The sequence below is a fragment of the bacterium endosymbiont of Bathymodiolus sp. 5 South genome (genome assembly GCF_900128535.1).
Lineage (GTDB): Bacteria > Pseudomonadota > Gammaproteobacteria > PS1 > Pseudothioglobaceae > Thiodubiliella.
In genome coordinates, this window is the sequence record NZ_FQTR01000044.1 from 1 (window position 1) to 14,366 (window position 14,366).

12 protein-coding genes are annotated in these 14,366 nt (G+C 43.3%); 10 read left to right on the plus strand and 2 right to left on the minus strand.

Annotated features, from left to right (window positions below; translation table 11 throughout):
• The 6 genes from BBROOKSOX_RS05725 to BBROOKSOX_RS12455 all read left to right on the plus strand — a co-directional run.
• Positions 1 to 2,613, plus strand: a 2,613-nt coding sequence (locus BBROOKSOX_RS05725) for a putative Ig domain-containing protein (protein WP_180323871.1), incomplete at its 5' end; no start/stop codon positions are given.
• Positions 2,591 to 3,289, plus strand: a complete 699-nt coding sequence (locus tag BBROOKSOX_RS05730; RefSeq protein ID WP_180323872.1) for an FISUMP domain-containing protein — start codon at positions 2,591 to 2,593, stop codon at positions 3,287 to 3,289. The genes BBROOKSOX_RS05725 and BBROOKSOX_RS05730, both read left to right, overlap by 23 nt.
• Before the next feature lie 19 nt (positions 3,290 to 3,308).
• On the plus strand, positions 3,309 to 3,434 hold the full coding sequence (locus BBROOKSOX_RS12085; protein WP_257607782.1) for a hypothetical protein: 126 nt from the start codon (positions 3,309 to 3,311) through the stop codon (positions 3,432 to 3,434).
• A gap of 75 nt (positions 3,435 to 3,509) precedes the next feature.
• Positions 3,510 to 7,124 carry a putative Ig domain-containing protein gene (locus BBROOKSOX_RS05735; protein ID WP_139660277.1) on the plus strand — a complete coding sequence of 1,205 codons (3,615 nt, stop codon included), beginning with the start codon at positions 3,510 to 3,512 and terminating at the stop codon, positions 7,122 to 7,124.
• Positions 7,102 to 7,773, plus strand: coding sequence for a hypothetical protein (locus tag BBROOKSOX_RS05740; protein WP_180323873.1), 672 nt, complete (start codon positions 7,102 to 7,104; stop codon positions 7,771 to 7,773). The genes BBROOKSOX_RS05735 and BBROOKSOX_RS05740 overlap by 23 nt, the downstream gene beginning before the upstream one ends.
• Positions 7,774 to 7,778: 5 nt before the next feature.
• Positions 7,779 to 7,889: a hypothetical protein gene (locus BBROOKSOX_RS12455; RefSeq protein ID WP_373896613.1), complete on the plus strand. Its 111-nt coding sequence runs from the start codon at positions 7,779 to 7,781 to the stop codon at positions 7,887 to 7,889.
• On the opposite strand, the gene gloA is transcribed toward BBROOKSOX_RS12455, so the two are convergent.
• Positions 7,886 to 8,272: a lactoylglutathione lyase gene (gene gloA, locus BBROOKSOX_RS05750; RefSeq protein ID WP_139660279.1), complete on the minus strand. Its 387-nt coding sequence runs from the start codon at positions 8,270 to 8,272 to the stop codon at positions 7,886 to 7,888. The two genes, BBROOKSOX_RS12455 and gloA, sit on opposite strands and share 4 nt — an antisense overlap.
• A gap of 160 nt (positions 8,273 to 8,432) precedes the next feature.
• Here gloA and BBROOKSOX_RS05755 point away from each other — a divergent pair, with 160 nt between their 5' ends.
• Positions 8,433 to 9,044: a class I SAM-dependent methyltransferase gene (locus BBROOKSOX_RS05755; protein WP_139660280.1), complete on the plus strand. Its 612-nt coding sequence runs from the start codon at positions 8,433 to 8,435 to the stop codon at positions 9,042 to 9,044.
• On the opposite strand, the gene BBROOKSOX_RS05760 is transcribed toward BBROOKSOX_RS05755, so the two are convergent.
• Positions 9,027 to 9,323: a GIY-YIG nuclease family protein gene (locus BBROOKSOX_RS05760; RefSeq protein ID WP_257607783.1), complete on the minus strand. Its 297-nt coding sequence runs from the start codon at positions 9,321 to 9,323 to the stop codon at positions 9,027 to 9,029. The two genes, BBROOKSOX_RS05755 and BBROOKSOX_RS05760, sit on opposite strands and share 18 nt — an antisense overlap.
• A 24-nt stretch (positions 9,324 to 9,347) precedes the next feature.
• On the opposite strand from BBROOKSOX_RS05760, the gene BBROOKSOX_RS05765 reads away from it, so the two are divergent.
• From BBROOKSOX_RS05765 to guaB, 3 genes are read left to right on the plus strand one after another with little or no spacing between them, the layout of a single operon-like run.
• Positions 9,348 to 12,095: a valine--tRNA ligase gene (locus BBROOKSOX_RS05765; RefSeq protein WP_139660281.1), complete on the plus strand. Its 2,748-nt coding sequence runs from the start codon at positions 9,348 to 9,350 to the stop codon at positions 12,093 to 12,095.
• Positions 12,092 to 12,742 carry a TIGR04211 family SH3 domain-containing protein gene (locus tag BBROOKSOX_RS05770; RefSeq protein ID WP_139660282.1) on the plus strand — a complete coding sequence of 217 codons (651 nt, stop codon included), beginning with the start codon at positions 12,092 to 12,094 and terminating at the stop codon, positions 12,740 to 12,742. The genes BBROOKSOX_RS05765 and BBROOKSOX_RS05770 overlap by 4 nt, the downstream gene beginning before the upstream one ends.
• 1 nt (position 12,743) lies before the next feature.
• Positions 12,744 to 14,204: an IMP dehydrogenase gene (gene guaB / locus BBROOKSOX_RS05775; RefSeq protein ID WP_139660283.1), complete on the plus strand. Its 1,461-nt coding sequence runs from the start codon at positions 12,744 to 12,746 to the stop codon at positions 14,202 to 14,204.
• Positions 14,205 to 14,366: the final 162 nt, after the last annotated feature.

Sequence of the window (14,366 nt, forward strand, 5' to 3'; positions counted from 1 at the left end):
GTTTATTCAAATGCGTTTGCCTTTGCTGCCCTTAAAGCTGATGGGTCAATCACGGCGTGGGGTGACTCAAACAAAGGAGGTTCAAATGTGCCTGCTGGTAGTGGCTACACTAAGATTTATTCAGCCAGTAGTGCCTTTGCCGCCCTTAAAGCCGATGGATCAATCAAGGTGTGGGGTAACTCAAACACAGGAGGTGTAAATGCACCCGCTGGTAGTGGCTATACCAAAATTTATTCAACTGGGTCTGCTTTTGCTGTCATTAAGACCGATGGATCAATCAAGGCGTGGGGTGACTCAAACAAAGGAGGTGCAAATGCACCCTCTGGTAACGACTATACCAAGATCTATTCAACTGCTAGTGCCTTTGCCGCCCTTAAAACCGATGGGTCAATCAAGGTATGGGGTAACGCATCTGCTGGAGGCACAGGTGCGCCCGTTGGTAATGGCTACACTAAGATTTATTCAGCTCAGTCTGCCTTTGTCGCCATTAAAGCCGATGGGTCAATCACGGCGTGGGGCTCCTCATCTGTTGGAGGCACAACGCCCGCCCCTAATCTTACGAATACTACAGGTGCAGACCAAATAGTTGTTATTGGTTCTGCCATCACAGGCATTACTTTTCACAATTCAGGTGGTTCGATTGCCAGTTGTACAGTAGCGCCTACACTGCCAGCTGGTTTGAGTATTGACAGCGCAACTTGTACCATTAGTGGCACACCAACTGAGGTGAGGGCTCTTACTCTGTACACAGTCACTGCAAGAAATGCCTCAGATAATACTGACAATGCTATCTTTTCTTTAACGGTGAATGCACAGCCCTCTAAACTAAACCGCTTTACTGAGGTGGATGTTTCTAGTGCCAATAATGATAATGGTGGCTATTATAATGCGTCAAATCACCCCAACTCCAATGCCTTTGCCGCTCTTCAAGCCGATGGCTCAATTACAGCGTGGGGTGACTCATATTCTGGAGGCATAGCACCCTCTGGTAATGGCTATACCAAGATTTATTCAACTGGATCTGCCTTTGCTGCCCTTAAAGCCGATGGCTCGATCACGGCGTGGGGTGCCTCATCTGCTGGAGGCACAGATGCGCCCCCTGGTAATGGCTATACCAAGATTTATTCAACTACAACTGCCTTTGCCGCTATTAAAACCGATGGCTCAATCAAGGTGTGGGGAGGCTCAAGTCATGGAGACATAAGTGCACCCTCTACTGGTGTTTATACCAAGATTTATTCAAATGCGTTTGCCTTTGCTGCCCTTAAAACCGATGGCTCAATCACAGCATGGGGAAAACCAAGTTATGGAGGTACAGGTGTACCTTCTGGTAGTGGCTACACTAAGATTTATTCAACTGCGTTTGCCTTTGCTGCCCTTAAAGCCGATGGGTCAATCAAGGCGTGGGGTGACTCACGTTATGGCGGTACAGGTGCACCCTCTAATGGTGTCTATACCAAGATTTATTCAACTGGGTATGCTTTTGCTGCCCTTACAGCCGATGGGTCAATCAAGGCGTGGGGTGCCTCAAGTTATGGAGGCGCAAATGCACCCTCTGGTAGTGGCTACACCAAGATTTATTCAACTAAGTATGCCTTTGCTGCCCTTACAGCCGATGGGTCAATCAAGGCGTGGGGTGCCTCATATGCTGGAGGCACAGATGCGCCCGATGGTAGTGGCTACACCAAGATTTATTCAACTGGAGTTGCTTTTGCTGTGATTAAAGCTGATGGAACAATCGCAGTGTGGGGTGAATCAGGTTCTGGAGGCGCAAATGCACCCTCTGGTAGTGGCTATACCAAGATTTATTCAACTGCAAGTGCCTTTGCCGCCCTTAAAGCCGATGGAACAATCACGACGTGGGGTGCCTCATCTGCTGGAGGCACAAATGCGCCCACTGGTAGTGGCTATACTAAGATTTACTCAACTGGTAGAAGCTTTGTCGCCATTAAAACCGATGGAACAATCACGACGTGGGGCTCCTCATCTACTGGAGGCACTGCACTCGCTCCTAACCTTGCGAATGGTATAAACCAAGTAGCTGTTATTGGTTCTGCCATCACCGACATTACTTTTAGCAATTCAGGTGGTGCGATTGCCAGTTGTACAATAGCGCCTACACTACCAGCTGGTTTGAGTATTGACAGCACAACTTGTACCATCAGTGGCACTCCAACTGAAGAGAGAGTCTTCACTCTATACACCGTAACAGCCACTAACGCAACGGGTCAAACTGCTACTGCAACAGTTAGTTTAACGACATCACTTATAGCTCCAACTCCAACTCCAGCAACATTAACTGTTGTTGCCACAGGCGCTCCTAATGAAATAACGCTATCATGGGCTGGGGTAACCGATGCAACTGCTTATAGGGTTTATCAAACAACTGATACCACCTTTGCACAAGCAGGCAATAGCGACCCTAGTCAATTTTCGGCATACAGTCCAGCAGCCACTTCCATTGATACGACTGCTACCAGTATTACTATGACGCTAAGTGGTACAGCCACCGTTTATTATGTGGTAACGGCAATCAATGGTAGCACTGAATCTCTTAGTAATGCCATACCCGTTGCTGCTACCACACCTTTTGAATGTAAAATCTCCCAGTAACGCCATACCTACTACCGCTACCGCACATACTTTTGAATTTTCTCAGGTTACTTCGTCAACAGGTCAAGTATGGATGGATAGAAACCTAGGTGCCAGTCAAGTGGCAACCAGTTCTACCGATCCAGCATCCTATGGTGATTCGTACCAATGGGGTAAACTTGCAGATGGACATCAAATAAGAACATCCGCCACCACAACAACGCTTGCGGTAAATATCACCCCAGGTCATGCAGATTTTATTACCACAACTGGCATACAAGGTCCTTATGATTGGGCGCTTCCAAATATAGTTGATGATGATGGTGCTTTGCGTAGTGCATTCCTTGCCAAGACTGATGGTAGCGGTGTTTGCCCTACGGGTTTTAATGTACCAACTGAGGCACAACTAAAGGCAGAAACAGATATTTGGGATAGGGCTAATAATGCTGAAGTAAGTGCTTTTAACTCTGTGCTGAAATTACCAGTTGCTGGTGGCCGTATTAGTGCCTATGCTAGGAAGACTGGCGGATTTGGCAATGTTGGCGCTGTTGGCTACTACTGGACTCGTTCTGTTATACCTGGTAATTGGCGGTATCGGTATGCTCGTGATTTGGCCTTTGGTCGTTACAGTATTCATCCAGAATTCTACAATAGTGAGCGCTCCGCGGGTGAGAGTATTCGTTGCATTAAGAATTAGATGCTTTGATTCATTTGCAATGACGAGATTTAAAAACTTAGCTTTTTTCAGTGATTGGCTGTGCTACCGAATTACGGTGCCGACTGATGTTGATTGGAATAAGGTAATTAACACGGTGACTGATCATCTTGAGAAAACCGAATAATTACATAAAATTTAAAAAACTTATCTTGATAATGTCAGCTATAATCTTAAAATATATAAAATATAAGGACGCCTAATGAACTCAATATCTTTCAACACAAGTTTCACTCACCTTCTATTATTAAAAATAGCCCTTGTTGTCTCAATCAACACAGCCATTGCAGGCGGAGGTAACATTGAACTAAACCGCTTTACTGAGGTAGATACCTCTAGTGCCTATAATGATAATGGTGGATATTATAATGCGTCAAATCACCCTAACTTCAATGCCTTCGCCGCTCTTAAAACCGATGGCTCAATCACAGCGTGGGGTGACTCAGATTCTGGAGGCACATCGCCCTCTGGTAGTGGTTATACCAAGATTTATTCAAATGCATATGCCTTTGCTGCCACTAAAGCCGACGGCTCAATCACAGCGTGGGGTGCCTTAAGAGGCACAGATGCGCCCGCTGATAGCGGCTATATCAAGATTTATTCAACTTTAATTGCCTTTACCGCCATTAAAGCCGATGGATCAATCAAGGTGTGGGGCGGTTCAGGTCATGGAGACACAAGTGCACCCTCTAATGGTGTCTACACCAAAGTTTATTCAAATGCGTTTGCCTTTGCTGCCCTTAAAGCCGATGGGTCAATCACGGCGTGGGGTGACTCAAACAAAGGAGGTTCAAGTGTGCCAGCTGGTAGTGGCTATACCAAGATTTATTCAACTAGTAGCGCCTTTGCCGCCCTTAAAGCTGATGGGTCAATCAAGGCGTGGGGTGACTCACGCTATGGAGGCACAGGTGCACCCTCTACTGGTGTTTATACCAAGATTTATTCAACTGGATATGCCTTTGCCGCCCTTACAGCCGATGGCTCAATCACGGTGTGGGGTGACTCAAACAAAGGAGGTTCGGGTGCGCCCGTTGGTAATGGCTACACCAAAATTTATTCAACTGGGTATGCCTTTGCCGCTCTTAAAGCCGATGGAGCAATCAAGTCGTGGGGTGACTTAGGTCATAGAGGCACAGCGCCCTCTGGTAATGGCTATACCAAAATTTATTCAACTGAGTCTGCTTTTGCTGTCATTAAAGCCGATGGAACAATCGCGGTGTGGGGTGACTCAGGTCGTGGAGGCACAGATGCACCCTCTGGTAATGACTATACTAAGATTTATTCAACTAATGGTGCCTTTGCCACCCTTAAAGCCGATGGGTCAATCAAGGCGTGGGGTGACCCAAACAGAGGAGGTACGGGTGCGCCCGCTGGTAGTGGCTATACTAAGATTTATTCAACTAAGTCTGCCTTTGCCGCTATTAAAGCCGATGGGTCAATCGCGGCGTGGGGCTCCTCATCTAATGGAGGTACAGCGCCCGCCCCTAATCTTGTGAATACTGCAGGTGCAGACCAAGTGGCTATTATTGATTTTGCCATCACAAACATTACTTTTAGCAATTTAGGTGGTGCGATTGTCAGTTGTACAGTAGCCCCTGCACTACCGGCTGGCTTAAGTATTGACAGTACAACTTGTACCATCAGTGGTACCCCAACTAAGGTGAGGGCTCTTAGCGTATACACAGTAACTGCAAAGGATGCCACAGATAATACTGGCAGTGCTATCGTTTCTTTAACCGTGAATGTACAGGACCCCACCATTAGCAAACTAAACCGTTTTACTGAGGTGGATGTTTCTAGCGCCTATAATGATAATGATGGGTATTATAATGCGTCAAATCACCCTAACTTCTATGCCTTTGCTACTCTTCAAGACGATGGCTCAATCACGGCGTGGGGTGCCCCATATACTGGAGGCACAGGTGTACCCTCTGGTAGTGGCTATACCAAGATTTATTCAACTATGTTTGCCTTTGCCGCTCTTAAAGCCGATGGGTCAATCAAGGCGTGGGGTGCCAAAAAAAGAGGAGGCACAGGTGCACCCTCTGGTAGCGGTTATACCAAGATTTATTCAACCAAGTCTGCTTTTGCCGCCATCAATGAAACTGATGGGTCAATCAAGGCGTGGGGTATCTCAGGCTCTGGAGGCACAGCACCCTCTGGTAATGGCTATACCAAAATTTATTCAACTGGGTATGCCTTTGCCGCCCTTAAAGCCGATGGATCAATCAAGGCGTGGGGTGACCCAAGTTCTGGAGGCACAGGTGCGCCCGCTGGTAATGACTATACCAAGATTTATTCAACTGATTCTGCCTTTGCCGCCCTTAAAGCCGATGGATCAATCAAGGTGTGGGGTAGCCCAAGTTCTGGAGGCACAGGTGCGCCCGCTGGTAATGACTATACCAAGATTTATTCAACTGCGAGTGCTTTTGCCGCCCTTAAAGCCGATGGGTCAATCAAGGTGTGGGGTGACTCAGGTTCTGGAGGTACAGACGCACCCGCTGGTAGTGGCTATACCAAGATTTATTCAAATTGGCAAGCTTTTGCCGTCATTAAAACTGATGGCTCAATCGCGGCGTGGGGCGACCCAGATGTTGGGGGAACAAGCCCTGCTGGTAGTGGCTATACCAAGATTTATTCAACTGATTCTGCCTTTGCCGCCCTTAAAGCCGATGGCTCAATCACGGTATGGGGTAACTCAAACAGAGGAGGTGCAGATGCGCCCGCTGGTAGTGGCTATACCAGGATTTATTCAACTGGCGGTGCCTTTGCCGCCCTTAAAACCGATGGCTCAATCGCGGCGTGGGGTGACTCAGATTCTGGAGGCACATCGCCCTCTGGTAGCGGCTATGCTAAGATTTATTCAACTTGGCAAGCCTTTGCCGCCATTAAAATCGATGGCTCAATCACAACATGGGGTGACTCAAATTCTGGCGGCATTATACCCGCCCCTAATATTACGAATGTTGCAGGTGCAAACCAAATAGCTATTGTTGGTCTTGCCATCACAGACATTACTTTTGGCAATTCAGCTGGTGCGATTGCCAGCTGTACAGTAGCCCCTACACTACCAGCTGGCTTGAGTATTGACAGTGCAACTTGTACCATCAGTGGTACTCCAACTAAGATGAGGGCTCTTAACATATACACAGTCACTGCAAAAGATGCTAAAGATAACACCGGCAGTGCTAGCTTTTCTTTAACGGTAAATGTGCTCGCCCCTAATCTTGCGAATGCAACAGACCAAGTAGCTACTATTGGTTCTGCCATCACCAACATTACTTTTAACAATTCAGGTGGTGCGATTACCAGTTGTACAGCAGCTCCTACACTACCAGCTGGCTTGAGTATTAACAGTACAACTTGTACCATCAGCGGTACTCCAACTGAGGTGAAGGCTTCTACTCTATACACAATAACAGCCACCAATGCAACGGGTCAAACTGCTACTGCAACGGTTAATTTAACAACATTACTTATAGTCCCAGCCCCTGCAACATTAACTGCTGTTGCCACAGGCACTCCTAATGAAATAATGCTATCATGGACTAAGGTAACCAATGCAACAGCTTATAGGGTTTATCAAACAACTGATGCCACCTTTACACAAGCAGGCAATAGCAACCCTAGTCAATTTTCGGTATACAGTCCAGCAGCCACTTCTATTGATACAACTGCTACCAGTATTGCTATAACGCTAAGTGGTACAGCCACCGTTTATTATGTGGTAACGGCAATCAATGGTAGTACTGAATCTCTTAGTAATGCCATACCTGTTGCTGCTACCACACCTTTTGAATGTAAAATCTCTCGGTAACGCCATACCTACTACTACTGCACATGCCTTTGAATTTTCTCAGGTTACTTCGTTAACAGCTCAAGTATGGGTGGATAGAAACCTAGGTGCCAGCCAAGTGGCAACCAGCTCTACCGATCCAGTATCCTATGGTGATTCGTACCAATGGGGTAGACTTGCAGATGGATATCAAATAAGAACATTTGCCACCACAACAACGCTTGCGGTAAATACCACCCCAGGTCTTACCGCAACTGGTATACGAGGTCCTTATGATTGGACGCTTCCAAATATAGTTGATGATGATGGTGCTTTGCGTAGTGCATTTCTTGCCAAGACTGATGGTAGCGGTGTTTGCCCTACGGGTTTTAATGTACCAACTGAGGCGCAACTAAAGGCAGAAATAGATATTTGGGGTACGACTAATTATGCTGACATAAGTGCTTTTAACTCTGTGCTGAAGTTGCCAGTTGCTGGTGCCCGTATTAGGAGGACTGGTAGACTTGGCAATGTTGGTTATGTGGGCTACTACTGGACTCGTTCTGTTGTGCCTACTAATCGGTGGTATCGGTATGCTCGTTATTTGGGCTTCGGTGACTATAGTGTTCATGCAGAATTCGCCAATGTGGAGCGCTCCGCGAGCAGGAGTATTCGTTGCATTAAGAATTAGACACTTTGATTCATTTGTATATTTTGTTACACGGGCTTCCCATTGGAGGCAAACTTGAATATACTGATATTAATACTATTGCACGCGCCCTATCAGCACGCAAAGATTATCATTAAAACTTTTTAGAAAGTAGCTCAATCTCATACCCATCAGGGTCTTTTAAAAATGCAACCATTGTTTCCCCAGCATTCATTGGCCCTGCATCACGGATAACTTCAACACCCAGTTGTTTTGCCACTTCAACTGCCTGAGATACATCCGCTACATTGATGGCAATGTGTCCAAATCCTGTACCTATCTGATAGTCACTTTTTCCCCAATTGTAAGTCAGTTCAATAGCAGTATTTTCTGCTTCATTACCATAACCTAAAAATGCCAAAGTAAATTCGCCCTTGGGGTAATCTTTTTGTCGTAATAAACACATCCCTAAAACTTCGGTATAAAAAGCAATAGATTTATCTAGATCCCCTACTCTTAACATTGTATGCAAAATTCTCATAAAAATCCTTATAATGAAAGGTATTATTATAAGGGATTTATTACCTTGAGACCTTTGCATAAATATGAACAATCATCAAAACGCCATTTTTCACCAAGTCGGAAAAATTTGTCATTTTGCTAATCATCCCTACTTATGCAAAAGTCTCACCTTAAATTAAATGAGTAAAGCCACTAAACACTGGGATAAGATTTACCAAACTAAAGACCACACTAAGCTCAGCTGGTCTCAAACTCAGGCGAGTATTTCATTAGACTGGATATTGAATTACACCAATAAAAAAGATACTATTATTGATGTAGGCGCAGGTGTATCGGTATTGATTGACAATCTACTTGATAAAGGCTACAAAAACTTATCACTATTGGAATTCTCACCTATTGCCATTCAAACGGTTAAAAACCGCCTAAAAAATCATCTTGGACATGTAACTTTCTACAATGAAAACATCCTAAATTTTCAATCTAATGCTGAGTTTGACCTATGGCATGATAGAGCGGTCTTTCATTTTTTAACAAATACAAAAGACCAACAAACCTATATTCAAAAACTCAATCAACAACTTAAATCAGGCGGGTATTTTTTGCTTGCCACTTTTGCACCCACAGGTCCAAAACAATGTTCTGAACTTGATGTTGTTCAATATGACAGCGATAAAATTATTCAATTACTGGGCGTAGACTTTAAGTTAATTAAAACCACTAACGAAGCCCACCCTCACCCAAATGGCAGCACACAAGACTTCAACTACTTTTTATTTCAGAAGTGTTAATTTTTCATCACGAGTCATTGACTTAATGTCACACTCGCGTTTTAGTGCTGTACTTCTGTTTTTTACCTGCTCTTGATACACCAGCACACAAGGTCTGTTTGCTCGTGTGTATTTTGCACCGCCTACAATGTCACCATTATGTTGACGCAAACGCTTATCAAGGTCATTGGTCACGCCACAATACAGCGAGTTGTTAGCACACCTTAGTAAATACACAAACCACAGTTTTTTGTCTGATATTTTCATCGCAACATAGTATAATGGCAAAGTTTTATCCATCTTTATAAAGTTGAGACTAAGTTAATGGAAAAAACCTACAATCCTGAACAAATCGAAGCCAAATACCGCTCACTTTGGGAAGATAAAAATCTATTTTCTTCCAATTCAAATGCTACTAGCAAGAACGCCTATTGTATTATGTTGCCGCCACCAAATGTGACGGGCAGCTTGCATATGGGGCATGCATTTCAGCATACCATTATGGATGTATTAACACGCTATCATCGTGGCAAGGGTGAGCAGACACTCTGGCAACCAGGCACTGATCATGCAGGTATTGCTACACAAATGGTGGTTGAGCGCCAACTCGCTGCGCAAGACATTACGCGTGGTGAGTTAGGGCGTGATAAATTTACTCAAAAAATTTGGGATTGGAAACAGCAATCTGGTGGCACGATTACCACTCAGATGCGTCGCTTAGGTGCTTCAGTTGACTGGGAAAAAGAGCGCTTTACAATGGATGAAGGACTCTCAGATGCGGTACATAAAGTCTTTATTCAACTGTATAACGAAGGCTTGATTTATCGTGGAAAGCGTTTGGTTAACTGGGATCCTGTGCTACACACTGCCGTTTCTGACCTTGAGGTTATCAGTACCGAGGAGCAAGGTTCGCTTTGGCATATGCGTTATCCAGTGAGCAACTCTGATGAAGTTGTGGTGGTTGCCACCACACGCCCTGAAACCATGCTAGGTGATAGTGCTGTTGCTGTGCATCCCGATGATAAGCGCTACACGCACCTTATTGGGCAAACCATTGATCTGCCACTGACTGATAGAAAAATCCCCATCATTGCTGATGATTATGTCGATATGGAGTTTGGCACAGGGTGCGTCAAGATTACCCCTGCGCATGATTTTAACGACTATGAAATGGGTCAGCGCCATAATTTAGAACTTATCAATATCCTTACCGATGACGCCAAAATCAATGACATGGTTGAGAGTGACTACATTGGTATGGATAGATTTGAAGCGCGTAAACAAATCATTAAGGATTTAAACGAACAAGACTTACTGGAAAAAATCGAACCCCACAAATTGATGGTGCCACGAGGCGACAGAACCAATGCGGTGATTGAACCCTATATGACAGACCAATGGTTTGTTAAAGTTGCACCATTGGCACAGCCTGCCATTGATGCGGTGAAAAATGGCACTATTCGTTTTGTGCCTGAGAATTGGGATAAAACTTATTATAACTGGATGGAAAACATACAAGACTGGTGCATTTCTAGACAAATTTGGTGGGGGCATCGTATCCCTGCTTGGTATGATAGAAAGGGTGGGATTTATGTTGCTGATTCGTTAGAAAAAGCACAACAACAAGCAGGCGAAGGTGTAGTATTAAGGCAAGACAACGATGTACTTGACACTTGGTTTTCTTCAGCATTATGGCCGTTTTCAACCTTGGGCTGGCCTGAAAAAACCCCTGAACTCTCGCGTTTCTACCCAACTAATGTTTTGGTCACGGGCTTTGATATTATTTTCTTTTGGGTGGCACGAATGATTATGTTCGGCCTTAAATTTACAGGTGATGTGCCGTTTAAAGACATCTATATCACGGGTTTAATCAAGGATGGACAAGGACAAAAAATGTCTAAATCCAAGGGCAATGTGTTAGACCCGATTGATTTGATTGATGGTATTAGCCTCAAAGATTTACTGGAAAAAAGAACACAAGGGTTAATGCAGCCAAAAATGGCTGAGAAAATTACAAAGCAAACCAAAAAAGAATTTCCAAATGGTATTGAATCTTTTGGCACGGATGCACTACGCTTTACTTTTGCGGCATTGGCTTCTTTTGGTCGTGATATTAAATTTGACCTCAAGCGCATTGAAGGTTATCGCAACTTTTGTAATAAATTATGGAATGCTTCTCGTTTTGTATTGATGAAACTTGAGGGCGAAACCATTGACACTAATGCAAAATTATCAACCGCTGATGAGTGGATTCTATCGCGTTTACAAGACACTAAAACCAAAGTTGAAAAGCATTTAGGTGATTACAGGCTAGACTTAATGAGTCATGAACTCTATGAATTTGTGTGGGGGGATTATTGCGGTTGGTATTTGGAATTCTCCAAGCCTTTATTGACAAATGAAGCCACTAAGGCTGGCACACAGGCAACACTGATTAAAGTCTTAAATGAAATGGTGAGTTTACTTCACCCTATCATTCCGTTTATCACTGAGGAAATCTTTGAACAATGTAGCACTCTTCTTAGTAAAGATAAAAGCAGCTTAATGAGCGAAGCTTATCCAGAAGTTGACACACAACTTATTTCAGAAAAAGCCGAGGCAGAAATTAAGTGGTTACAAACCTTTATTTTGGGCATTCGTCAGATTCGTGCACAGATGGATATTACACCGAACAAAATGTTAAATTGTTTTGTACAAGACTTTAATACAACAGATGAAACCTATCTTAATAACAATTCTAATATTCTAAAATCTTTGTCAAAAATGCAAACTATTGATAAACTCTCACCTAATGATGAAGCACCTGAATCAGCAACAGCATTGGTGGGAGAGATGAAAATTCTTATTCCTTTGGCGGGGTTGATTGACAAAGAACAAGAGATTGTGCGTTTAAATAAAGAAATTAAAAAATTAAATCAGCAAAAAGCACAATTTGAAGGTAAATTAAATAATGAAAAATTTGTCAGTAGCGCGCCTGAGGCGATTGTCAATACCGAAAGAACAAGATTGGCTTCAACTCAAAATGCCATTACTGATTTATCCGCACAACTGGAGAAGATAAACAAATTATGAAACACAGCTTATTTATAATATTTTTATTGCTGAATTCAACAATAAACGCTGCATCCTATGTTTATGTCACCGATATGGTCCCTATTCCGATGCGCTCTGAAAATAAAATTCAAAACAACCCTAGCAACCTTATTAAAATGTTAGATTCTGGTACTAAACTAGAAATTTTAGCCACCGAAGATGGTTGGACTAAAGTTAGATTTGAAAACACCACTGGTTGGATGATTTCACGCTATTTAACTTCCAATACACCTGCGAGAATTCGGTTAGAAGCGCTTCAGCGTAACAACAACAGCAACAAACTCTCTCTTTCCAAACAAAATGAAAAAAATACAATACTTGAAGGTCTTACAGCTAATTTAAAAGCAAAAAATACCAAACTTTCCATTCAAATTGGAAAGTTAGAGTCAGAAAAAAAACACATTAAACAAACTTATCAAGACTCGCTCAAACTTGAACACGAAAACAAAAAACTTAAGACTACTGCTTTGCAACTACAATCAGAATTACAATTATTAGAAAACAATAACACTGTTGTACAAGATGCCAGTGCTAGAAATTGGTTTATCGTTGGTGCGCTAGTTTTATTTTTTGGATTTATAATGGGCTTTATTTCCCAAAAACGCACAAATAATAGGAGATTTTAAGATGAATTTACTAAAAACCGCACTCACTTTTGATGATGTATTACTTGTCCCTGCGCATTCAAGAACAATGCCAAAGGAGGTTAGTCTCAAAACACAACTAACCAAAAACATTACGCTCAATACTCCTATTTTATCAGCAGCAATGGACACAGTAACTGAAGGCAACTTAGCTATTGCTATGGCACAAGAAGGTGGTATTGGCATTATTCATAAGAATATGTCCATTGAAGTACAAGCAGCAGAAGTACATAAAGTTAAGCGCTTTGAATCTGGCATTATCAGAGACCCAATCACGATTGATGCCAAGGCAAGCATTAAAGATGTGCTTGATAAACAACGACAATATAAGATTTCAGCACTACCTGTGGTAGATAGCAATACCATTATCGGCATGGTAACAGGCCGCGATGTTCGCTTTGAAACCAATCTTGATAATTTGGTTGAAAATGTAATGACACCACAAAACAAACTTATCACTGTCAAAGAAGGCACAGATATGAGTGAAGTACGAGCACTATTGCACAAACACCGTATTGAACGCGTCATTATCACGGGTGATGATTTTAATCTACAAGGCATGATTACCGTTCGTGACATTCAAAAATCAAATGATTTCCCTAATGCTTGTAAAGATGAAAAAGAACAATTGCGTGTTGGTGCTGCCGTTGGTGTGGGTAGTGGTACGGGTAAGCGCATTGACGCCTTAGTTGAAGCGGGTGTTGATATTATTGTCATTGACACCGCACACGGACATTCTCAAGGTGTGCTTGATCGTGTTAAAAAGACCAAAGCTAAGCATCCAAACCTCAACATTATTGCTGGCAATATTGCCACCGGTAACGCGGCACTAGATTTAGTCAAAGCGGGTGCGGACTGCGTAAAAGTCGGTATTGGTCCTGGTAGTATTTGCACCACGCGTATTGTTGCAGGTGTGGGTGTGCCGCAAATTACTGCCATCTCTGATGTGGCAGAAGCCTTGCAAGGCACTGGTATCCCCTTGATTGCTGATGGTGGTATTCGTTACTCAGGTGATATTGCCAAAGCCTTTGCCGCAGGTGCTTACTGCGTTATGCTTGGCTCAATGTTAGCGGGTACAGAAGAATCCCCTGGTGAGGTAGAACTCTATCAAGGTCGTTCTTATAAATCTTATCGTGGTATGGGCTCAATCGGTGCAATGAACCAAGCATACGGTTCATCTGATAGGTACTTTCAAGCAGACTCCAAAGCAGATAAATTAGTACCAGAAGGCATTGAAGGTCGCGTGCCATTCAAAGGATCTATCCGCCCTATCGTTCATCAAATGATAGGGGGTGTACGCTCATCAATGGGTTACACAGGTTGCGCAACACTAGACAAGATGCGTACTGATGCAACTTTTGTACAAGTAACCTCAGCCGGTATGGTTGAATCGCATGTACATGATGTATCTATTACCAAAGAAGCGCCTAACTACCATCAATAACCTCATTTTTTTCATTGCAGAATAACGCTATATGCCTGTGTATTTTGAACATTGCACCTTATAGAGACCTTTGCATAAATAGAAACAATCATCATAAACCCACTTTTCACCCACTTGGCGATTTTTTAAACCCAGCCTTAGCCCTGCTAGGACAAGGTTTAA